Raw genomic sequence first — 21,305 nt, forward strand, 5'->3', positions numbered from 1 at the left:
AAGAGTTTGTCTGCTCCCCCAATCATACTAATGGCCCACGCACTGGATAACGTCATCTCCAGTGGGCCGTTTTTTCCAAAGGCACGCGAGCACGCCAGGAACATGTCGCATCGTACGCAGACCCAGCCAGAAGAGATTGCCAACAGCCTGAGCCATGGTATTGGCCTGATCGCTGCGATGGTCGCTGCACCCATGCTGATCGTCGCCAGCATGCGCCAGGGCAATGGTGCACTGGTCGTTGGCACCGTCATTTTTTCGATCACCATGGTGCTGGTCTATCTCACCTCCATGCTCTACCACGCGGTGTCGGAGTGCCGTTGGCGCGAGCGTTTGCTGCAGCTTGATCACGGTGCCATCCCCTTGTTCATTGCAGGCAGCTATACCCCGTTTGCTCTGGGTGCGGCAGTAGGGCTGTGGGGCTGGCTGCTGTTTGGCGGTGTCTGGTTGTTGGCAGTAGGCGGCTTGGTACTGCGGGCCATGGGCCTGCTGAGGCGACCACTGTATTCCACCGGCCTGTACCTGCTGATGGGCTGGCTGGTGTTGATCGCAGCCTGGTCGCTGGCGGCGCATTTGACGCCCGATAGCCTTGCTTGGCTGGTAGCGGGCGGGATGGCCTATACGGTGGGCGTGCTGTTTTTCGCCCTGGATGCCCATGTGCGCTTCGGGCATTTTATCTGGCACCTGTTTGTCATGACTGGTAGCACATGCCATGTGCTGGCAGTCATGGCCGTTGCCACCCGTTAGAGCCTGTTCACGATTTTTTCACCCCGGGGCAAAAAGATCGTGAACAGACCCCTGGTACGCAGGGCCGCTAGCGATACACTTCCTGCTGCGCCCGCCAGACCGGGTCACGCTCCATGGTGCTGAGTACGGCAGTGAGATCGGGCAGCACCTCGGCGTATTCCTTGGGTACCAGGATATAGCGCTCGAAGCGATCATGCGGTTTGCTGGCCACAAAGAAACGCCCGGTCCATTCCGGCTGGTGGCGCAGGTAGTACTCCAGCGTAGGCCGGCTGACGATGGCGGCATCGATACGCCCCAGGGCCAGCTTGCCGAGATTGGCCCCCTCGCTGAAGGCATCTTCGCGGATGATGCGGCCGGAGCGGACCAGCTCATCGACCCCATAGTAGTAATAGCCAGTGGGCAACCCGACGCGCTTGCCTACGAGGCTGTCCGGGCCATCATAGTTGATGGTCTTGTCGGTGCGGGAGACGACGACGTCCTCGTCCTGCATGAACGCGGGTGACCAAAGGTAGCGGGTACGGGTTTCGTCCTTGAACCAGATGGGATGCACGCCCAGTACCAGGCCCTTGAGCCGGCCAAGCTCAAGGTCGCTCTCCAGTCGCCGCCGTGGCAGGTAGACCGTCTTGAACTGATGGGCGCTGATGCGTTCATTCAGATAGCGGGCCAGGTCGTAATACAGGCCGACGCCGCGATCAGCATCAACGATGTAAGGTGGCTTGAGGTGGTAGGCATTGAGCAATACCTCCATGGCCTGCACCGGCCAGGCAAGCAACGTAACGATCAGTCCAAGCAAGGCGGACTTCATCGACAGCTCCTCAGACACGTATTTCTTATCAGTCTAGGACGTCAGCGCCGGCTTGGGTCTGGCTGCCGCCGAGCGGCGCGTCAGGCTTGTAGGCCCACAAAGCCGAAGTCCAGCTCCGGTCGCTTGCCTGCCATGATTTCAGCTATGGCCCGGCCCGAGCCAGGACCTTCGGTCCAGCCCAGGGTGCCATGGCCGGTGTTGAGGAAAAGATTGCGCACCGATGAGCGGCCGATGATGGGGACGTTGGAGGGGGTGGATGGGCGCAAGCCCGTCCAGTACTGCACCGAGTTGGGGTCGGCCGAATTGGGGAACAAGGAGAAGTAACGCCTGGTCAGCGCCTCGCAGCGCACCTCGTTGAGTTCGGTGTTGTAGCCATTGAGCTCGGCGGTGCCGGCTATGCGTATGCGGTCGCCCAGGCGGGTATAGACCATCTTCATGGCGTCATCGGTGATGCTGACGGTGGGGGCGCCCTCGTAATCTTCCAGCGACACGGTGGCCGAGTAGCCCTTGGTGGGGTACACCGGCAGATACACGCCCAAAGGGGCGGTCAGCAGGGGGCTGTAGCTGCCCAGGCAGACCAAGTAGTAATCGGCACGCAGGGTGTCCTGCTGGCCATCGCTATCGCAAACACGCACTCCGCTGACTTCGCCACCGCTGCTTTCCAGTGCCCGTATGCAGGTGTTGAAGCGGAACTCGACCCCCCTGGCGGCAGCCAGTTGCGACAGGCGCTGGGTAAACAGGCGGGCGTCGCCTGATTCGTCGTCTTCGGCATAGATGGCGCCCACCAGCCGGCTACCTAGCCCGGCTAGGGCCGGTTCCAGTTCGACGGCGCGCTCGGCCGTGATGGCATCGCGGTGGCAGTTGTATTGGCGCATCAGTGCCGACGACTCGGCAGCCGCATCGTAGGTCTGCTGATCAAAGAATATCTGCAGTATGCCGCGGCTCAGTTGGTCGTATTCGATACCGGTGCTGGCGCGCAGCTCGCGCAGTGTCTCGCGGCTGTAGAGTCCCAGGTTGACCATCTGGATGATGTTGCGCTCATTGCGGCTGGGCAGGCATTCGCGCAGGAACTGCAGGCCCCAGGCCCATTGGCGGGGGTCCAGCCTAGGGCGGAAAAGCAGCGGTGAATCATCACGCCACAGCCATTTCAGCACCTTTAGGGGGGCATCGGGGTTGGCCCAGGGTTCGGACTGCGATACCGATATCTGGCCGCCGTTGGCAAAGCTGGTCTCCAGGGCAGCTTCGGGCTGCCTGTCGATGACCGTGACGTCAAAGCCGGCCTCGCGCAAGAACCAGGCGGAACTGACACCGGTGATGCCGGCCCCCAGAATGATGACTTTCAACCGTTTCTCCTTGGCGCCAATATCAGGCAGGGCAAGCGATGGCGTTTGCATCGCCACTGTAGCGGGCCTAATAATAACTAAGTAGCGGCGGCGCTTGCAGACTATGTCGGCAAGTTTGCCATGTCTTCCGGGCGGAGGGCGTGGCAATGTCGGCTTGTTCGGCCAGATAGGCCTTGTTGCCGATCGCCAGGCACAGCTAACATGAATGCCATACTCGCTTTAATATGCGGCAGCCCCTCTATCGGCCGCAAGTGCAGCATGAATCAACAAGAATATCGGGGACCTCATACATGACACTAACGCTACGCCGAGCCGTCGTCCTTGCGATCCTGGCTGGCTTGCTGGTGCCTGGCATCTTTATCAGCTATCTGACCCTGCAAAGACAGGAGGATTCCCTGATCAAGCGACTGAGCGAGGATCACAACCGTATCACCGAGATTCTGGTGCTGGGCATGCAGGAGCCGCTCTGGAACCTGTCCCCCGATACCGGCAAGCCGCTACTCGAATCGGTGATGAGTGACGAGCGCATAGTCCGGGTCATCGTGCAGGACGCCACCCTGGGTACCTTCCTGGAGAAAAACAGCCCAGAGCGCCGCCAGGGCAAGCTCAAGACGCTGTCGCAGAATGTCACCAAGCAAGGCAACGATATCGGCAAAGTGACGGTCGAGATGGATGACGGTACAGCGCTGGCCTCCATCCACCAGTACCAGCGTTATTACTTCGTTACGGCTGCCATCCAGCTCATTGCCAGCCTGGCGTTTATCCTGGTCATACTGCAAAAGCGCGTGCTCAACCCACTGCAGCGCTTGATGTCCGAATCCATACGCCTGGCACGGCGTGATCTTTCGACCCCGTTTGAATGGAAGCGGCAGGACGAGATAGGCAAGCTGGGGCAGAGCCTGGAAATTACCCGGCAATCGCTGCATAGCCTGTTTGGTGAGCTGGAAAGCAAGAACAAGGAGCTGGAAGCCGACATTCTGCAGCGCAAGCAGATCGAGCACGCTCTTCGCGCCAGTGAAGACCGCTATCGGCGCTTGGTGGAATCGACCAATGTGGTGCCGTGGGAGGCCAATCCGGCCGAGTGGCGCTTTACCTATATCGGTCCGCAGGCGGAGACTCTGCTGGGGTATCCGCTGCACATCTGGTACAGCGAGGGCTTTCTCACCAGCTATCTGCACCAAGATGACAGGCACCTGGCCTACAAGCTGTTTACCGAGACTCAGGACAAGGACAACACCATCGAATTCGAGTGCCGCATGCTGGGCTCGGATGGCAAGTCGGTGTGGGTGATGCTGGTGGCGACGGCGATTCCCGATGAAGCGGGCGAGCGCCACTTGCAGGGCTACCTGATCGATATCTCGGCGCGTAAGTCGACCGAGATCGAGCTGAACCACTACCGCAACCACCTGGAGGAGCTGGTGGAGCAGCGCACCAAGGCGCTGGCGGCTGCCAACAAGGAACTGGAGGCGTTCTCGTATTCGGTCTCGCATGACCTGCGGGCGCCGTTGCGCAGCGTGGATGGCTTCTCGCAGGTGCTGCTGGAGGACTATGCCGACAAGCTTGATGACGCCGGCAGGCAGTATCTGGGCCGGATACGGCGGGCCACCCAGAATATGTCCAATCTGATTGATGACCTGCTCAACCTTTCCAAGCTGACGCGCAGCGAGGTGAATACCCAGCCGGTGAACCTGTCGGAGATTGCGACCGAGATTACCCAGGACCTGAAACTGGCCGAACCCAGCCGCGAGGTGTCGATCAATATCATGCCCAACCTGATTACCGATGCCGACCCCAAGCTGGTGCGCGTGGCCCTGCAGAACCTGCTGGCCAATGCCTGGAAGTTCACCGCCAAGACGCTCAATGGCGAGATCAAGTTCGGCGCCACCCATATCGATGGCCAGAATGCCTTTTATGTCTCTGACAATGGCGCCGGTTTTGACATGGCGTATGCCGACAAGCTGTTCGGCGCCTTCCAGCGCTTGCACAGCCCGCAGGAGTTCGAGGGGAATGGCGTGGGCCTGGCCATCGTGCAGCGCATCGTCAACCGCCACAATGGCCGCGTCTGGGCCAAGGGCGCGCTCAACCAGGGGGCTACCTTCTATTTCACGCTGCCCCGCCAGGCAGACCGCGCTGCCGGTGTGGCAACCTAGCAAAGCCAGTAGGTGCGTGATGCAAGCAAACAGGCCAGCATATCGCTGGCCTGTGTTGTTTGACGCTTGGGACTGCTTATGGCTGGGATTGCTTATGGATTGCGGGCAACCCGTAGATTGCCCGCTGTTTTATGCGTTTTGACGGTATTTGCCGGATTTTCTTTGACTTTACCCGATCAACCACCAAAACTTGCTACATGACTCGCGTTTGCACACGAGCCGGGAGTGGTTTTCCCCCCCCTCCCGAGATTTCCTCCTCCTCGGGCGGATAAGTCCAATATACGGTCCGCCGTGCAACGCCGTCATCATCCATATGGTGGATAGCGCGCATAAATGCTTGTATATGAGCGTTGGCTTGTAGAGAATGCGGTTCACAATTAAAACGCCCTGTCCGCCCAGGGAGCGGAAACATGGCTGAACTCAAAATCCGACAATACGATCTTCTGGTTACCTCCATACATGCAGTCGTCCTTGAGCCCACCAAATGGGACCATCTGCTTCGCCGTATAGGCGAGGCCATCGACGCAACCTCGGGTGGCTTCTATCTGCGCGACAAGCACGCCAGCAAGCCCAGGCAGTGGCATAGCTTTGGCCACAGCGAACAGTCGCTGGCCAACTATGCCGACCGCTATGTGTCGATGGACCCGTGGACGATGATCGTCAACCGTACGCCCGTGGGTGAGTGGGTGGCGGAGCACCAGCATTTCGATGATGCGTTTGTGGCGAAGAATGAGTTTTTCCAGCGCTATATGCTGCCCAATGGCTTGCGCCGGCTTATTGGCACCCGCGCCTTTGACGATGGCCGGGTCGAGGCGCTGATCGGTTTTCAGCGCGGCCCGGATGCCGAGCCATTCAGCGATAGTGATACCGAACTGCTGACCCGGCTCTCGCCACATCTGGAGCTGGCTTGCCGGCTGTCTACCGAGTTCTCGCGCCTGCGCATGCAGGCCGCTGTGGCGCGGCAGGCGCTGGACCGGTTGGCGGCGCCCATATGGGTGCTGGATGGGGATGGCAGGGTACTGTTTGCCAACCATGCAGCCGATGAAGGTGGCTTGCCGGGGATGGCGGTGCGCCAGGGCCGCCTGCTGGCTGACGCGCCGGCCGTACATGCCCGCCTCACGTCCTTGCTGACCCAGGCTACCTCGCGCACGGCGCAGAGTGGCGCACTGGCACTGGAGCGGCAGGACGGCGGCCGTCTGACCGTGCTGGTGGCCCCGCTGCCGGCGGGCTCGCCGCTGGTGGCGGATTCACAGCGCCCGCTGGTGCTGCTGATGGCCCATGACCCCAGCGCCAGCGATGCCCAGCCGCTGGATGTGCTGGCGGCCCTCTATGGCCTGTCGCCCGCTGAATGCCGGCTGGCGGCCTTGCTGCTGGAGGGGTGGACTCCTGCTGAATCGGCAGAGCGACTGCAAGTACAGGTTTCCACTGTCCGTACCCAGCTGAAATCCATGTTCTGGAAGACAGGCACTCATCGCCAGGGCGAACTGATGAAGCTGCTGTCGGGCGCGCTGCTGCTGAAGGTTTGAGCGCTGCCGTGACCTAGGCATGTGACGGTGGTCATGGGAACCAGGCACGCGCCATCCCTGGCGGCAACCCTTGCCCTTCCCGTCGCTCCCCATTACCTGAATATGCTTGGTTGCAGGCACCGCTTGAGCCCTGTGGCGGGCCATATATTTGCCTGCGAGCGGCTGTAACCGGGTAGGCACCGGTAGAATCTGCGCCATGCCTCGATTGCCACACGCCTTACTCCACTCCGGACCGTTCTGGATGCTGGTCGCCTCGGTCCTGTTCGCCTGCATGGGTGTGTTCGTCAAGCTGGGGGCGGCGCACTTCAGTACGGCGGAGCTGGTGTTCTACCGCTGTTTCGTGGGATTCCTAGTGGTGGGCGGCGTGGTGCTGCTACGTGGTGGCTCGCTGGCAACACCGGTGCTGGGCAAGCAATTCACCCGCGCGATTGCCGGCACCATTTCCCTGATGCTGTATTTCTATGCCATTGCCCACCTGCCGCTGGCCACGGCGGTCACCCTCAACTACACCTCACCGCTGTTCCTGGGCTTGTTGACCACCCTGTGGCTGCACGAGCGGCCATCCTGGCAGCTGTTCGGTGGTCTGTTGCTGGGGTTTGCCGGTACCGTCATCCTGCTGCAGCCCACGTTCGAGCGAGACCAGTGGCTGGCCGGGGTATTGGGCCTGTGCTCGGGTTTGGGGGCGGGCATTGCCTATTTGAATGTACGCATGCTGGGCGAGGCGGGTGAGCCCGAATGGCGTACGGTGTTCTATTTCTCGCTGATCGCCACCGTCGCCGCAGGTGGCTGGATGCTGTTTGATCGCTTCAGCCCGCTGACCTGGGGCAATATCTGGATCGTGCTGGGCATGGGCGCTTGCGCCACGCTGGCGCAATTGGCCATGACCCGGGCCTACAGCCGTGGCCGTACGCTGGTGGTGGCCAGCCTGGCCTATGCCACGGTGCTGTGCTCCAGCTTGTTCGGTATGCTGATCTGGGGGGACGCCCATGACCTTTCCAGCTGGCTGGCCATGGGGTTGATCGTAGCCAGCGGTGTGGTGGTGACGCGGAAGTAGTCCTTGCGCCTGTTGGTGGTGCAAGTCATCCAGGACCTGCGTTCATCACTTGCCCTAACCGCATATCCGCGACATTTGCTGCCCACCCTGTTCAAGCACTACAGTGAGGCTAGAGCTGTATCGCCCATCCGCAGGCCATGAAGCCGGAATGAGGACCGCCGCCCTGCTTCCAGCAGGGCGAGCCCACAGCCGACATGACATAGACAGGAGCCATACCATGGCAGGATTGAGCGAAGTACGCGGGATGAGCGCCAACCTCTCCCAAACGCTGCAGGAGAGTACGCGGCTGGTCATGAACGATGTACAGCAGCAGGTAGACCGGCTGGACCGCAAGAAGATGGCAGTCGCGCAGCAGGGCGTCGAGCGCCTGCAGGAAAAAAACCAGATTGCCGCGCAGATTTCCCAGCATCGCGGCAAGATCGATACCTACGCTTAACAGGCCCTAAGGTCTGGCGGGCGAAAAATTTGGCTTGCCATGCATGGCGAGCGCAAGCTTTGCGGGCCAGCGCCGTATAATCCGGCGCCATGCCAGATACCTACGCCATAGATCATTACGAGAATTTCCCGGTCGCCTCCCTGCTGCTGCCCAAGGCAATGCGCAGGCCGGTGGCCATCGTCTATCGCTACGCCCGCACGGCAGACGACTTTGCCGATGAAGGCGATCTCAGCCCGGCAGAACGCCTGACGCTGCTGAATGGCTACCTAGCCGAACTGGATGGCCTGCAAGCCGGCAGAGAGCCCCAGCACACCCTGTTCCGCGACCTGCGCGACCAGGTCATCAATCCGCACCAGGTGCCGCTGCAACTGTTCCGTGATCTGGTGGATGCGTTTGCCCAGGATGTGGTCAAGACCCGTTTCGCCGACTTTGGCGAGGTCATGCAGTATTGCCGCCGCTCTGCCAACCCGGTGGGCCGCATCGTGCTGCATCTGGCCGGCCGTGCCAGCGTCAAGAACTTGGCCTGGTCTGATGGTATCTGTGCGGCCCTGCAATTGATCAATTTCTGGCAGGACGTGGCCATAGACTGGCAGAAAGACCGGGTCTACCTGCCACAGGACGAGCTGGCCCGTTTTGGCGTCAGTGAAGCCCAGATTGCCGAGGGCCGGGTGGATGACAACTGGCGTGCGCTGATGGCCTTTCAGGTAGACCGTACCCGTCGCATGCTGCGCAGCGGTTCGCCGCTAGGTATGGCCCTGCCTGGCCGCCTGGGCCTGGAGATACGGCTGACGGCGCTGGGCGGCGACGCCATACTCAGGAAGATAGAACAAGCCGGCTATGACGTTTTCCGCCATCGCCCCAAGCTGACTGCGCGCGACTGGCCCATGTTGCTGCTACGCGCCGTATTCCCCAAGGCCATACGCTCATGAGACTGGCCCCCCTGCTTTTAAGGCTGCTCACGACCCGCAGCTGGGTTGGCCGACTCACCGCATTGGCGGCGCTGACCATCGCCTGCTGGATGGCCTGGCAAGATCAGCAAGCGCCTGGCTCTGTTGATGGTCAAGCCCTGAGTGGCAGGGTGACCAAGGTCGCAGATGGCGATACCCTGGAAGTCATGCTGGCGGATGGCAGTACGCTCAAGGTCAGGCTGGCCTATGTCGATGCACCCGAGTCTGCCCAGCCCGATGGTACGGTGGCTGGCCTGATGCTGGCTAAGCAGGTATTGGGCCGCCAGGTGTTGCTTGATCTACAGGGGCAGGACAAATATGGCCGTAGCGTTGCCGAGGTCCGCCTGGGCGAGGTGGATATCGGCTTGGCCCAGGTGCAGGCCGGCCACGCATGGCATTACGAGCAGTACGCCCGTGGCAAGCAGGCAGCGCTGGCTTATGGGCGATACCAGGCTGCCCAGTTGATGGCGCGGCAGCAGGGTAGCGGTTTGTGGGGTCGCGCGGGCGCGCAGGCGCCCTGGGACTATCGACAGCAGCAACGTGCCCGCTAAGAGCCGCTAACAAAACCCTTCTGGCGTTGTTGTGCGAGCTTGCCGTACCCACGTACTGTCTGCGGCGCGCGTCTAGCCAGAACCGCTACGCTGGGTTTTGTTAGCCGCTCTAAGAGCCTGTTCACGATTTTTCACTCCGTGGCGAAAGGATCGTGAACAGGCTCTTCGTTGCTAAGGGGCAAGCAGCGCCTTGCTCATCAGATACTTGACGATGCCATCGGGAAACCCCGCCAGCTCGGCCTGCACCTGATAGCCCTGCTTCTGGTAGAAGTCGGGTGCCTGGAAGCTGAAGGTCTCCAGATAGCACAGTTGGCAACCGCGCTGGCGGGCTTGGGCCTCGAATGAGGCCAGCAAGGCACTGGCGATGCCCTGTTGCCGCTGCGCCGGATCAACCCACAATTGCTGCAGCTCGCAGCATAGCCCCCATGTCCGACCCACGGCGCCACCCAGGGTGGCCTGATCGGCCGACTGCACAAAGCAGGCAAGCGGACGTACATCCTGCAAAGGGGCGGCGGCGATATTGGCCAGGTCCAGCCCTTGGTCGACCTGCGCTGTCGGGCCCGCGGGCAGGGTGTCAAATACTTGAATGGTGTGGGTATGCATGGTTGCTGCCTGGAGTGGTGTGCCATCGCGATGCGGCGATAGGGGTGTTAGGCTGGTTACCTTATTATCCATCTTTAGTTTTTCATGATTATCGGTCACGGCCCCTCGGGCTACATTGCTACCCATTACCTGTCTAAGCGGTTTACCGCCAGCGGTGTGGGCCGCATGGCTTTGCTCGCATTCGGGATTATCGCTGCCCTGGCGCCGGATCTTGATATGTTTTACTTCCACCTAGTGGACGGGAGGCAGCATCACCATCACACCTATTTTTCGCATTGGCCGGTGTTCTGGTTCGCTGTGCTGTTTGTCGCCCTGGCCTGGCAGTGGCTGCAGCGAGGCAGCCGGTATGCCGTACTCTGCGTCGTCTTTTGCGTAGGGGGCGTGCTCCATATTCTGCTCGATAGCATCGTGGGCGATATCTGGTGGCTGGCACCCTGGGTGGATAGGCCCTATGCGCTATTCACCGTACCGGCCCTGTATCAGCCCTGGTGGCTGAACTTCCTGCTGCATTGGTCATTCGCACTGGAGCTGGCTTTGTGGATATGGGCGATGCTGCTCTATCGGCGCAGGGCGTCTGCAGGTGGGGATGGTTGATCGAGATAAGGCTGCAGGATTGCGGCCAGCCAGATCATGAAGGCTTGTACCCGCTTGGGTAACTGGCGGCGATGAGCGTAGAGCAGGGAGACAGGCATGGGAGAGGCCCGATATTGCGGCATGACCTCGACCAGGCTGCCAGTCTCAAGGTGATCGCGGATGCCGATTTCGGGTATCTGTATCAGGCCCAGGCCTGCCAGGCAGGCCGCCAGATAGGCATCGGCATTGTTGACCGAGATCTTGCCTGGCATGGGTAGGAAGCGGTTTTCTCCGCTGGCGGGATCGATGTACTCGAAGCCCGTTGCCTTGGCACCTAGTGTGGGGAGGTAGTGGATAAGCTGGTGCTGGGCCAGCTCATGCAGCTGCTGCGGCTGGCCGTGGCGGGCCAGATAGCTGCTGCTGACGCAATTGAGCAGGCGCAGATGTCCCAATGGGCGGGCGATGAGGCTGGAGTCGACCAGCGTACCTATCCGCAGGACACAGTCGAATCCCTCGCGCACCAGATCGACCCGGCGATCAGTGCTACTGAGCTCGAGATCCAGCAGTGGATGGGCTTGCAGGAATTCGGGCAGGCGCGGCACCACGATATGCCGGGCGATGCCGCTGGACATGTCGACCCGGAGCCTGCCTGAAAGGCCTCCCTGGCCAAGGTGGAACATACTTTGCAGCTCATCCATATCGGCCAGCAGATCGCGGCAGCGCTCGTAATAGGCCTGGCCGTCCTGGGTCATCTGCACCTTGCGGGTAGTGCGGTGCAGCAAGCGGGTGCCCAACTGGCTTTCTAGCTGTTGTACGGCGGACGAGATGCTGGCCTTGGGCAGGCCCATGCTGTCGGCCGCCTGGGTGAAACTGGCGAGTTCGGCGACCCGCAGGTAGACCTGCATGGCGTGGAGTTGATCCATGGCTTGCTTTGATTGTTCGTATTCTGCGATCAGTCTAATCGTTTATTGCTGGTTTATGGGTTTGAGTGGTGGCAATAGACTGCAGTCACCCTACAGGCATGGCTGCATGCCTGTCAGTCAACCCTTTGAACAGGCTCTTAGAAGGAGCGAAGCAAATGAGCACGAAGATTGCAGTGGTAACCGGTGGTAGCCGTGGCCTGGGCCGAAATGCAGCACTCAAGCTGGCGGCGAAGGGCGTGGGTGTGATTCTGACCTATCGCAGCCAGGCCGACGAGGCACAGGCGGTGGTGGCAGAGATTGGTAGCCTGGGTGGGCAGGCGGTGGCTCTGCCGTTGGATGTGGCGGACAGTGGCAGTTTCGCCGGGTTTGCACAGCAGTTGGCCGCTGCCTTGGGCGAGCACTGGGGCCGGGCGGATTTTGATTACCTGCTCAACAATGCGGGTATCGGTATCCATGCGGGTTTTTCAGAGACGACCGAGGCGCAGTTTGACCAGCTGATGAACATACAGCTCAAGGGCGTGTTCTTTCTGACGCAGGCGCTGCTACCCCTGATGGCCGACGGCGGCCGTATCCTGAATGTATCGACCGGGCTGACGCGCTTTGCCTTGCCAGGCTATGCCGCCTATGCGGCGATGAAGGGGGCCGTGGAAGTGCTGACGCGCTACCTGGCCAAGGAACTGGGTGCCCGCCGAATCAGCGTGAATGTGGTGGCGCCGGGCGCCATCGAGACGGATTTTGGTGGCGGCCTGGTGCGTGACAACCGCGAGGTGAATGGGTTTATCGCCGGCCAGACAGCGTTGGGGCGGGTGGGAATGCCCGATGACATAGGCCGTGTGATGGCCGCCTTGCTGTCTGATGACTGCGGCTGGATCAATGGGCAACGCATAGAGGCGTCCGGCGGGATGTTTCTGTAGGTGGGTGATGCGGCCGGCTGTTTGGGCCCGCCGCCAGCAAGAGAAAGCCCCTCGCCGGTAGGAGAGGGGCTGTTCGGCCGGCTGGCTGAGTGCTGCGGGCCAAACCGGCTTGATGCTAGTCCGCCAGAGCCGGGTAGTCGGTATAGCCTTGCTCGGCGCCGCCATACAAGGTGGCGGGGTCCAGCTGATTCAGCTCGGCGCCTAGGGTAAAGCGGCGGACCAGATCCGGGTTGGCGATATAGGGGCGGCCAAAGGCTACGGCATCGGCGGTGCCGGCTTGTATCAGGGCCTCGGCACGTTCGGCGGTATAGCTGCCGCAGAACACCAGCGTACCCTTGAAGGCTGCCCGTAGTTGCTGGCGGAAGGTGTCAGTCAGTGCCTCGCCGCCGGCCCAGTCGGGTTCGGCAATATGCAGGTAGGCCAATTGCCGCTGCTGCAGTTGCTGGGCCAGGTAGATGGCCATGGCTTCGCCGTCGATGGGCGACATATCGCCAAACACGCCATTGGGCGACAGGCGTATGCCAACCTTGTCGGCGCCGATGGCGGCAACGATGGCATCCACGACCTCCAGCACAAAGCGGGCACGATTTTCGATACTGCCGCCGTATTGATCGGTACGCTGATTGGCACGGGCATCTAGGAACTGGTTCAGCAGGTAGCCGTTGGCGCTGTGGATTTCGATAAAGTCAAAGCCAGCGCGGACTGCGCGGCGGGCGCCCGCCACATAGGCGGCAACAATGCCGGGCAGCTCAGCCAACTCCAGCGCCCTGGGCAGGTCGGTGGGTTCGTTGCTGGGCGTGCCATCGGGCAGCACCACAAAGCTCTTGGCTCCCTGGGCCTGGATGGCGGAAGGGGCGACCGGGGCTTGACCATCGGCCTGCAGCAGGTGGTGGGAGATGCGGCCCACATGCCAGAGCTGCAGCGAGATATGGCCGCCGGCAGCATGCACCCGGTTGACCACCTGTGCCCAGCCTGCTTCCTGCTCGTCGGTATAGATGCCGGGCGTCCAGGCATAGCCTTGGCCCTGCTGCGAGATTTGTGTGGCCTCGGACACGATCAGTCCGGCATTGGCGCGCTGGCTATAGTAGATGGCATTCAGTTCAGCCGGCAGATCGCCTGGCTGGGCGGCACGCGAGCGTGTCAGCGGGGCCATCCAGACACGGTTGGGGAGGGTGGTCTTGCCAACGATATGCGGGGTAAGCAGTTTGTCGATTGCCATGATGCGTTTCCTTTTTTGAGTAGACCGGTCGTCTAGTATTTGCGCCAAATAAACCGGCCTTGCGGGCCGGATGCTTGCTACGGAAGTGCAATGAATCAGGTACTGAGCATACGTTCGGTGGCAGCACGGGCGGCGTCGAGTGCGGCGCTGCCATGCTGGACCTTGGTGACCAGCGCGGCGCCCAGCCAGAGCTGGTACAAGGCAGCGGCCAGTGTCTCTGCCGGCATGCCGGGTGGCAGGGATTTATCGGCACGGCCGATAACGATAAAGGCGGTCACCCGCTCGATGATGCCGGCAATGCCTTGTTGCATTTGCCTGCGCATATCGTCGGACAGGTCGCTGACCTCGCCGGTCAGCTTGACGACCAGGCAACGGGAGTTGCCGCTGTTCTCGCAGGATACGCTGCACCAGCCGGCGAAGTAGGCATCCAGCTTGGCGCGGCCATTCAACTGCGGGTTAGCAACGATTTCATCCAGAATAGCGTGGTAGCGGCTGAAGAAACGCGACAGCAAGGCGACGCCGTAGCCTTCCTTGGAGCCAAAGTAGTGATAGAACGAGCCCTTGGGTACACCCGCCTGCCCCAGTATCTCGGCCAGGCCGACGGCGGCAAACCCCTTGCCCAGCATGATGCCCTCGCCGGTAGCAAGCAGGTGTTCGCGGGTATCGTCAAAGTCTCGATTCAACATGGTGCGCAGTCTAAACCCGATTAGACCGGTCGTCTAGTAATTTATGCGCGAGCATGGCAAAACGGTTTGGGGTGCCAAAGGGTTTAAGCAGCCGGACCCCGAACCAGCAGCACCGGCACAGGCGATAGCCTGGCCACGCCTTCTGCCGTGCTGCCCATGACCAGCCGCTGGAAACCCCGCAGCCCATGCGTGCCGATAACCAGCAGGTCGGCATGGGTGCGGCGAGCCTCCTGCAATATCAGGTTGATGGTTTCGGCGGTACGGCATTCCTCGGCATGCACCTCGGCAGATACATCCTGCCTGGCGGCCAGAGCCTGTGCCTTGTGCAGCAGCTCCTGGCCGGCTTCGCGCAGGGCATGGACATAGTCGGCCAATTCAGCGGTGCCGTTGTAGTCCATGTAGACCAGGTGCAGATCGACTACATGGAAGAGATGCAATTTGGCACGCAAGGCGTGCGCAAGCCGGATGGCCTCTTCCAATCCGCTGGTGGCAGTGGGGCTGCCGTCTAGGGGTACCAGAATGCGTTTGTACATGGGTGACCTCCGCAGGGGGACGATAGAGTACCGCCGGTGCTGGTTATATCAAGCTTGAAAACCGGGCGCTGTTGCGGGCCTCGCGCAGATGACGATCAAACACCATGGCGATGCTACGGGTCAGCAAGCGGCCTTTGGGCGTGATTTCAAGCCCTTGGCGATGGAGTTTGAGCAAGCCATTGCTAGCGAGTTGCTGCAATTGTTCAAGCTCGTAGGCGAAATAGTGGTGGAAGTCGATCAGCCAACGGGTCTCCAGCGGCTCAAAGGCCAATTCGGACTGGCATAGCAGCGACTGGATGATGCTACGGCGGAGCAGGTCGTCGGCAGCCAGTGTCATGCCGCGGGCGATGGGCAGGTGGTGGTGCGCCAGCGCATCATAGTAGTCCTCCAGCACCCTATGGTTCTGGGCGTAGCAGGCGCCGACCTTGCCGATGGCCGAAACACCCAGCCCGATCAGATCGCACTCTGCCTGGCTGGTATAGCCCTGGAAGTTTCTATGCAGCCGGCCCTGGCGCATGGCGATGGCGAGCTCGTCTTGGGGCAGGGCAAACTGCTCCAGGCCAAGATGGACATAGCCCGCGCCCTGCAACTGGGTGATGGCCTGCTGCAGCATTGCCAGCCTGTCGTCTGCCGTCGGCAACGTGGCAGCGTCGATATGGCGCTGCGCCTTGAAGCGATCAGGCTGGTGGTTGTAGTGGTTGAGCGAGACGCGATCGGGCCGCCACGTTAGCACTTGGGCCAGGGTGTCGGCCATGCTGGCCGGGGTCTGCCTTGGCAAGCCATAGAGTAGATCGATATGGATGGAGCGGTAGCCCAGCGCGCGGCCTTGCGCGATGGCGGCGGCGGTCAGGGGCGCGGGTTGCATGCGATTCACGGCGCGCTGCACGTCGGGGGAGAGATCCTGGAGGCTGATGCTGAGGTGGCTGAAGCCATGGCTGGCAAGCAATTGCAGGCTTTCTGGCCCGATATGCCTGGGGTCGATCTCGACCGAGCATTCAGCGCCAGCAGCCAGCGGGAAATACCGTTGCAAGGCGGCCAGCAGGCGGCTTAGCTGGGCATCCTGCAGAAAGGTTGGGGTGCCGCCGCCCAGATACAGCTGCGTGACCTTGGGCGTCGCGCCATAGGCCGCGCCTTGCAGGGCGATTTCCCGTTCAAGATAGTCCAGATAGGTATCGGCCTGATTGTGGTCCGCGGTGATGACCTTGTGGCTGGCACAGTAGTAACAAGCCGATACGCAGAACGGCAGATGGACATACAGCGACAGCGGACGAAGTCCACCCAGCGCGTGCGTCGCCAACGCATGGCGGTAGCGGTCTTCGTCGAAATCTTCAGAGAAGCGATCGGCGGTTGGATAGATGCCGTAGCGCGTCACATCGTCATGGCGCTGCAGCAGCGGCAGGTCGTTCTCCAATGCAGTCGTTTCGGGTATGGCAGGGGCAGTCATGGGGGGCCAGCGTAGGTCTTGGTTGCTGACACTGTAAGTAGCAGGCAGACTAATCGTATTGACCTTCATCAAGCACCAATCATGTCCGCTGCCCGCGAAATCATCCCCATCCATGCCCTTAAAGCCGTGTGTTCGACCTGCAGTCTGCAGGAACTGTGCTTGCCGCTAGGCTTGGCGCAGGAGGAAATGGTACAGCTGGACGATGCCATCAATCAGCGCATGCCAGTGCGGCGTGGTGAGGCACTGTTCCGCCTGGGCGATGCCTTTCGCTCGCTGTATGCAGTACGCACGGGCTTCTTCAAGACCGTGGTGGTGTCGGAGGACGGCCGCGAGCAGGTGACAGGCTTTCATATGGCCGGCGAGCTGATGGGGCTGGATGCCTTTGGGACGGACCAGCACGGCTGCACCGCCATTGCGCTGGAAGACTGCGAGGTCTGCGAGCTGCCCTATCACCGTCTCGAGAACCTAGCGCTGGAGATACCGGCACTTAACCGTCACCTGTATAAACTGATGAGCCGCGAAATCATCCGCGACCAGGGCGCCATGCTGTTGCTGGGCAATATGCGGGCAGAAGAGCGCCTGGCGGTGTTTCTGCTGAACCTGTCGCAACGTATGGCGGCACGTGGCTTTTCCTCGCGCCAGTTTGTCCTGCGCATGACCCGCGAAGAGATAGGTAGCTACCTGGGCATGAAGCTGGAGACGGTGAGCCGTACCTTTTCTCGCTTCCAGCAGGATGGCTGGATCAAGGTGCAGGGCAAGCAGATCGAGGTGCTGGACCTGGCGGCCATCAAGCAGCTGGTGTCGGGCTGCATAGGCTTGCAGCATTGAGTAGTGGCAGGTGTGGCACGGCTGGGGGTTTTGGCTGTGCGCGAGGTGTTGCTCGATAGCTTGGGGCTTATCCCGGTCGGCCCCACCGCGCATGCCATGGACGCCTGAGGGGGTTCGTCCTGCTTGGCGAGGCGTCGGTATTGTATGATTGGCCTTACGGCTTGATGGCCGGAAGCCGTTGTATATACGTACACCTTATTCATCTGCTTACTCACGCCTTGCCAGTGGCACGCGTGCTTCGAGCACGCATGGTTTACTCCTTAGTCGTACCTCTACATCCATTTATCAAGCAACGCCATGTCCTATATCCGAATGATCGCCAGCGCTTTGATCGCTTTGGCAACTGTACCCAGCTACGCCAACAAGGAACCTTACTACGTCGAGGTTTGGGCCAATGTTCTCTACGGCACTGATGGCCATCCCGTTCAGTATTCGTTGGTTGATGAGGACAAATATCCCCTTGCGTTTGCAGACAACGTCAAGGCGCGGGTAGCCAAGACCAAGGTGCCACCTGCTGAGGCCGATGGTATGCCGGCAACGCTGCGAAGTGGTGTTCGGCTTGATTTTCTTGTCACCCCCAATGCCGATGGCGGCGGACAAGTAAAAATGGCGGGACTCTCGATGGGCCCAATACCGACCAAGCGCTACGCAGCGAGCTATCCTGATGACATTGGCCGTACGGGTGGTTGGGAAGGTGCTGTGGAGGCCGCCTGCACGGTTGGTGTCGATGGCAAATGCCGTTTGATTGAGGTCAAGGCGCTGCCAGGCATGCCGGAGAGTGTTCGTCGTTTTGCCAAGGCATCGCTGGAAGGTTGGTCCTTCATTCCGCAAGAGCTGGCGGGGAAGCCCATCGAAGGGGAGTATGTTTTTCAAGTGCGTTTACACACTCTGGATACCTATCCAGAAGATTTCCGCCAGGATCGCTTTTTGCGACTGCTGCACTCGCGATAGCGCCGCTTGTGTGTAGTGCATCCAGGCGAACGCCCATTCCATGCACGCGTTTTCCTGGGGCATGACCCGCGTAAGCACAGGTAGGTCGTACGCACTGGGCTTGGATTCCATCAAGCAGGTGAGCCGCCCAGGTTTTCAGCGATGAGCAGATTTGGCGTGTAGCTCCACTGGGGCAGGAGGCCGAATCTGCAGCGTATCGTAGTGAAAATAGAAAAGGCCCTGATCAATGATCAGGGCCTTTGCATTTCATGGCGGAAAGGGGGGGATTCGAACCCCCGATAGGCTATTAACCTATACACGCTTTCCAGGCGTGCGACTTAAACCACTCATCCACCTTTCCGCGAAGCCGCGCATTATGCCGTAGCTACCCGGCCTATGCAATCACCTGCGCGCAAGTTTTTTACCGGGTCGGTAGCGCACTGATTTTGGCGTGCAGGCCGCACTCCTTGTTCTCGGGGTTCTCCCACCACCAGCGGCCTGCGCGGACGTCTTCGCCGGCGGCGATGGCGCGGGTGCAGGGGGCGCAGCCTATGCTGGGGTAGTGGCGGTCGTGCAGGGCGTTGTAAGGCACCTGGTAGGCCTTGATATAGGCCCACACTTCTTTTTCGGTCCATTCCAGCAGCGGGTTGAACTTGGTGAGGCCGTTGGCCTCGTCCCACTCCTGTTCCGCCATATCGGTGCGGGTGGTCGATTGCTCGCGGCGCAGGCCGGTGACCCAGGCCTGTTTGCCGGCCAGGGCGCGTGCCAGGGGTTCCAGCTTGCGGATACGGCAGCAGGCCTTGCGCGCTTCGATGGATTGATAGAAGGCGTTGATGCCTTGCTCATTGACGTATTGCTCGACTGACTCGGCGCGCGGGAAGTAGACCAGCACGCGGGTGTCGGGATAGGCCTCGGCCGTGTGCTGCATCAGCTCGTAGGTTTCGGCTGGCAGGCGGCCGGTGTCCAGGCTGAAGATGCCGATGTCCAGCTGGTGCCGGGCGATCAGGTCAGTCAGCACCATGTCTTCCGCGCCAAGGGAGTTAGCGAAGACGGCAGGGGCATGTTCACGTGCTACCTGTTGCAGCAGGGTCAGGGTGTGGGCCAGTTTGGCCTGGAGTTCGGGGCTCAGTACGGTTTCCATGGTTTCGGGCATCCATGACAATGTGGGCGCCTCTACGGGCGCTCATGGGGAGGGTTATCTACCAGACCAGCTTGAGGCCGACCAAGGCGAGCATCAGGGCCAGTACCGGGCGCAGTGCGCCGTCGGGCACGCGGCCGGTCAGGTGGCTGCCCACCCAGATGCCGGGCAGCGAGCCGCAAAGCAGGTTGGCCAGCAGCAACCAGTCTACGTGGCCAAGGCCGGCGTGACCCAGGCCGGCGATCAGCGTCAGCGGGACGGCGTGGGCGATTTCGGTGCCGACCAGGCGGGCGGTGGGAATCAGCGGGAACAGCAGGAAAAGCGCAATGGTGCCGATGGCGCCTGCGCCGATGGAAGTCAGGGTCACCAGCACGCCCAGCAGCACGCCGACCATGACTGTCTTGAGGGGGAGCGAGGGCTTGCTGTCGGAGGATGTTGCTTGTTTGCCACGGGTCAGTGCCAGCAGGCGTGTCTTGAACACGATGGCGAGGGCAGTGAGCAGCAGGGCAATGCCGAGGGCGTGCTTGATCAGGGCATTGAGGGTGGTGACATCGGGGTGCCAGACATGCAGCGCCAGAACGGTAAGCAACGCAGCGGGGACACTGCCTGCGGTGAGCCAGCCGTTGACCTTCCAGTCTATATTGCCAGCGCGCTGGTGCACGATAACGCCGCCGCACTTGGTGAAGGCGGCATAAAGCAGATCGGTGCCGACGGCGGTGGCGGGGTTGATGCCGAACCAGAGCAGTACGGGCGTCATCAGCGAGCCGCCACCCACGCCGGTAAGGCCGACGATAAAACCCACGGCAAGGCCAGCGATGATATAGGCGAGATCCATACAGACAGTCTGGGGGAAAGCCTGCCATGCTAGCCCTACAGCCTAATAATCATTAAAGACTCATGTGTTAAGATTTTATACAACTCGGTTATTTCAATTTAGCGTTGCCCGGCAGCCAGGCTGGGCAAGGCGCAGAGTCAGGGTGGCACATGAAGCTTCAGCAACTGCGTTATCTCGTGGAAGTGGCCAAGCAGGGCCTGAATGTATCGGACGCGGCCGAGGCCTTGCATACCTCTCAGCCGGGTATATCGAAGCAGATACGCCTGCTGGAAGATGAGCTGGGGGTGCAGGTGTTTGTGCGCAACGGCAAGCGGGTGGTGGATGTAACCGCGCCGGGCAAGGAGATACTGAAGATATCCGAGCGTATCCTGCGCGAGGCCAAGAACCTGAAGCGGGTGGCCGAGGAGTTCGTCAACGAGCAGGAGGGGGGGCTGGTGGTGGCCACCACCCATACCCAGGCACGTTACGCCTTGCCGCCGACCATACATGACTTCATGCAGCGCTACCCTGGGGTCAAGCTCTCGATCAAGCAGGGCAGCCCGACCCAGATCTGCGAGTTCGTGATGGATGGCTCGGCCGATATCGCCATCGCGACCGAGGGGATAGACCAGTTCCCCGAGCTGGCCATGCTCGATTGCTACAGCTGGAACCGCAGCATCATCGTGCCGGACAACCACCCCTTGCTGGATCTGAAAGGGCAGTTGCGCATAGAGGATGTGGCCAAGTACCCCATCATTACCTACGACTTTGCCTTTACCGGCCGCTCCAAGATCAATCGTGCGTTTGAATCGTGCGGGCTGGCGCCCAATGTGGTGCTGACTGCCATCGATACCGACGTGATCAAGACCTATGTGGGCCTGGGTTTGGGCATAGGCATCGTGGCCAGCATGGCGTTTGACGTGAAGCGTGATGTGGGCTTGTTTGCCATCGATGCCTCGCACCTGTTCGAGCCTTCGACCACCCATATCGGCATACGCCGCGATGCCTACCTGCGTGGCTATACCTATTCCTTTATCGAGCGCTTTGCACCGCACCTGACCCGCGCCGTGGTGGATGCAGCGCTCAATAACAAGGGCGAAGAGTGAGCCAACCCGACAGGAGGGCGTGCATTTCTGGGGTAATG

General features: G+C 60.9%; 22 protein-coding genes and 1 tRNA gene. 12 read left to right on the top strand and 11 right to left on the bottom strand.

Annotated features, from left to right (window positions below; all coding sequences use genetic code 11):
* The first annotated feature begins 102 nt into the window (after window positions 1-102).
* Window positions 103-744: a PAQR family membrane homeostasis protein TrhA gene (trhA, locus tag QWZ03_RS09240; protein ID WP_290332426.1), complete on the top strand. Its 642-nt coding sequence runs from the start codon at window positions 103-105 to the stop codon at window positions 742-744.
* A 67-nt stretch (window positions 745-811) separates the two neighbouring features.
* On the opposite strand, the gene QWZ03_RS09245 is transcribed toward trhA, so the two are convergent.
* Both QWZ03_RS09245 and QWZ03_RS09250 read right to left on the bottom strand, forming a co-directional pair.
* Window positions 812-1,549: a substrate-binding periplasmic protein gene (locus tag QWZ03_RS09245; protein WP_290332428.1), complete on the bottom strand. Its 738-nt coding sequence runs from the start codon at window positions 1,547-1,549 to the stop codon at window positions 812-814.
* 80 nt (window positions 1,550-1,629) lie between these two features.
* Complete coding sequence (locus QWZ03_RS09250; protein WP_290332430.1) at window positions 1,630-2,892, bottom strand: D-amino acid dehydrogenase; 1,263 nt, start codon at window positions 2,890-2,892, stop codon at window positions 1,630-1,632.
* Window positions 2,893-3,182: 290 nt separating this feature from the next.
* Between QWZ03_RS09250 and QWZ03_RS09255 the strand changes: the two genes are divergently transcribed.
* The 6 genes from QWZ03_RS09255 to QWZ03_RS09280 all read left to right on the top strand — a co-directional run bounded on the left by QWZ03_RS09255 (window position 3,183) and on the right by QWZ03_RS09280 (window position 9,556).
* A complete protein-coding gene (locus QWZ03_RS09255) occupies window positions 3,183-5,042 on the top strand; it encodes an ATP-binding protein (RefSeq protein WP_290332431.1) in 1,860 nt (619 codons plus the stop codon).
* Between the two features lie 410 nt (window positions 5,043-5,452).
* Entirely contained in the window at window positions 5,453-6,568 is a 1,116-nt protein-coding gene (locus QWZ03_RS09260; RefSeq protein ID WP_290332432.1) for a helix-turn-helix transcriptional regulator, read from the top strand.
* 196 nt (window positions 6,569-6,764) lie between these two features.
* Window positions 6,765-7,622: a DMT family transporter gene (locus QWZ03_RS09265; RefSeq protein ID WP_290332433.1), complete on the top strand. Its 858-nt coding sequence runs from the start codon at window positions 6,765-6,767 to the stop codon at window positions 7,620-7,622.
* 217 nt (window positions 7,623-7,839) lie between these two features.
* Entirely contained in the window at window positions 7,840-8,058 is a 219-nt protein-coding gene (locus QWZ03_RS09270; RefSeq protein WP_284196809.1) for a hypothetical protein, read from the top strand.
* Between the two features lie 89 nt (window positions 8,059-8,147).
* Window positions 8,148-8,987, top strand: a complete 840-nt coding sequence (gene hpnC / locus QWZ03_RS09275; RefSeq protein WP_290332434.1) for a squalene synthase HpnC — start codon at window positions 8,148-8,150, stop codon at window positions 8,985-8,987.
* Complete coding sequence (locus QWZ03_RS09280; protein ID WP_290332435.1) at window positions 8,984-9,556, top strand: thermonuclease family protein; 573 nt, start codon at window positions 8,984-8,986, stop codon at window positions 9,554-9,556. Before hpnC ends, QWZ03_RS09280 begins: the two co-directional genes overlap by 4 nt.
* A gap of 171 nt (window positions 9,557-9,727) precedes the next feature.
* Here QWZ03_RS09280 and QWZ03_RS09285 read toward each other — a convergent pair whose 3' ends face one another.
* On the bottom strand, window positions 9,728-10,159 hold the full coding sequence (locus tag QWZ03_RS09285; protein WP_290332436.1) for a GNAT family N-acetyltransferase: 432 nt from the start codon (window positions 10,157-10,159) through the stop codon (window positions 9,728-9,730).
* 84 nt (window positions 10,160-10,243) lie between these two features.
* Here QWZ03_RS09285 and QWZ03_RS09290 point away from each other — a divergent pair, with 84 nt between their 5' ends.
* Window positions 10,244-10,753: a metal-dependent hydrolase gene (locus QWZ03_RS09290; protein WP_290332437.1), complete on the top strand. Its 510-nt coding sequence runs from the start codon at window positions 10,244-10,246 to the stop codon at window positions 10,751-10,753.
* Here QWZ03_RS09290 and QWZ03_RS09295 read toward each other — a convergent pair.
* Window positions 10,717-11,655, bottom strand: a complete 939-nt coding sequence (locus QWZ03_RS09295) for a LysR family transcriptional regulator (protein ID WP_290332438.1) — start codon at window positions 11,653-11,655, stop codon at window positions 10,717-10,719. The two genes, QWZ03_RS09290 and QWZ03_RS09295, sit on opposite strands and share 37 nt — an antisense overlap.
* Before the next feature lie 155 nt (window positions 11,656-11,810).
* On the opposite strand from QWZ03_RS09295, the gene QWZ03_RS09300 reads away from it, so the two are divergent.
* Window positions 11,811-12,569 (top strand): SDR family NAD(P)-dependent oxidoreductase, encoded by a 759-nt coding sequence (locus tag QWZ03_RS09300; RefSeq protein ID WP_290332439.1) that lies wholly within the window; start codon window positions 11,811-11,813, stop codon window positions 12,567-12,569.
* A 115-nt stretch (window positions 12,570-12,684) separates the two neighbouring features.
* Here the strand turns inward: QWZ03_RS09300 and QWZ03_RS09305 are convergent, their stop codons facing one another.
* The 4 genes from QWZ03_RS09305 to hemN form a co-directional block, all read right to left on the bottom strand.
* Complete coding sequence (locus QWZ03_RS09305; protein WP_290332440.1) at window positions 12,685-13,788, bottom strand: alkene reductase; 1,104 nt, start codon at window positions 13,786-13,788, stop codon at window positions 12,685-12,687.
* A gap of 95 nt (window positions 13,789-13,883) precedes the next feature.
* The gene (locus QWZ03_RS09310; protein ID WP_290332441.1) at window positions 13,884-14,474 is read right to left on the bottom strand and encodes a TetR/AcrR family transcriptional regulator; all 591 of its coding nucleotides are present in this window, start codon (window positions 14,472-14,474) and stop codon (window positions 13,884-13,886) included.
* Between the two features lie 83 nt (window positions 14,475-14,557).
* The gene (locus QWZ03_RS09315) at window positions 14,558-15,007 is read right to left on the bottom strand and encodes a universal stress protein (RefSeq protein WP_290332443.1); all 450 of its coding nucleotides are present in this window, start codon (window positions 15,005-15,007) and stop codon (window positions 14,558-14,560) included.
* A 43-nt stretch (window positions 15,008-15,050) separates the two neighbouring features.
* Window positions 15,051-16,451: an oxygen-independent coproporphyrinogen III oxidase gene (gene hemN, locus QWZ03_RS09320; protein ID WP_290332445.1), complete on the bottom strand. Its 1,401-nt coding sequence runs from the start codon at window positions 16,449-16,451 to the stop codon at window positions 15,051-15,053.
* 81 nt (window positions 16,452-16,532) lie between these two features.
* Here hemN and fnr point away from each other — a divergent pair, with 81 nt between their 5' ends.
* On the top strand, window positions 16,533-17,279 hold the full coding sequence (gene fnr / locus QWZ03_RS09325) for a fumarate/nitrate reduction transcriptional regulator Fnr (protein ID WP_290332446.1): 747 nt from the start codon (window positions 16,533-16,535) through the stop codon (window positions 17,277-17,279).
* Between the two features lie 297 nt (window positions 17,280-17,576).
* Window positions 17,577-18,230, top strand: coding sequence for a hypothetical protein (locus QWZ03_RS09330; RefSeq protein ID WP_290332448.1), 654 nt, complete (start codon window positions 17,577-17,579; stop codon window positions 18,228-18,230).
* A 249-nt stretch (window positions 18,231-18,479) separates the two neighbouring features.
* On the opposite strand, the gene QWZ03_RS09335 is transcribed toward QWZ03_RS09330, so the two are convergent.
* The 3 genes from QWZ03_RS09335 to QWZ03_RS09345 form a co-directional block, all read right to left on the bottom strand.
* Window positions 18,480-18,570: transfer RNA gene (locus QWZ03_RS09335), tRNA-Ser, on the bottom strand.
* 60 nt (window positions 18,571-18,630) lie between these two features.
* Window positions 18,631-19,350, bottom strand: a complete 720-nt coding sequence (locus QWZ03_RS09340) for a phosphoadenylyl-sulfate reductase (protein ID WP_290332449.1) — start codon at window positions 19,348-19,350, stop codon at window positions 18,631-18,633.
* A gap of 58 nt (window positions 19,351-19,408) precedes the next feature.
* On the bottom strand, window positions 19,409-20,182 hold the full coding sequence (locus QWZ03_RS09345; protein WP_290332450.1) for a sulfite exporter TauE/SafE family protein: 774 nt from the start codon (window positions 20,180-20,182) through the stop codon (window positions 19,409-19,411).
* 149 nt (window positions 20,183-20,331) lie between these two features.
* Between QWZ03_RS09345 and cysB the strand changes: the two genes are divergently transcribed.
* Complete coding sequence (cysB, locus tag QWZ03_RS09350) at window positions 20,332-21,267, top strand: HTH-type transcriptional regulator CysB (RefSeq protein WP_290332451.1); 936 nt, start codon at window positions 20,332-20,334, stop codon at window positions 21,265-21,267.
* The last annotated feature ends 38 nt before the right edge of the window (window positions 21,268-21,305 follow it).

Source organism: Chitinimonas viridis (genome assembly GCF_030409555.1).
GTDB lineage: Bacteria > Pseudomonadota > Gammaproteobacteria > Burkholderiales > Chitinimonadaceae > Chitinimonas > Chitinimonas viridis.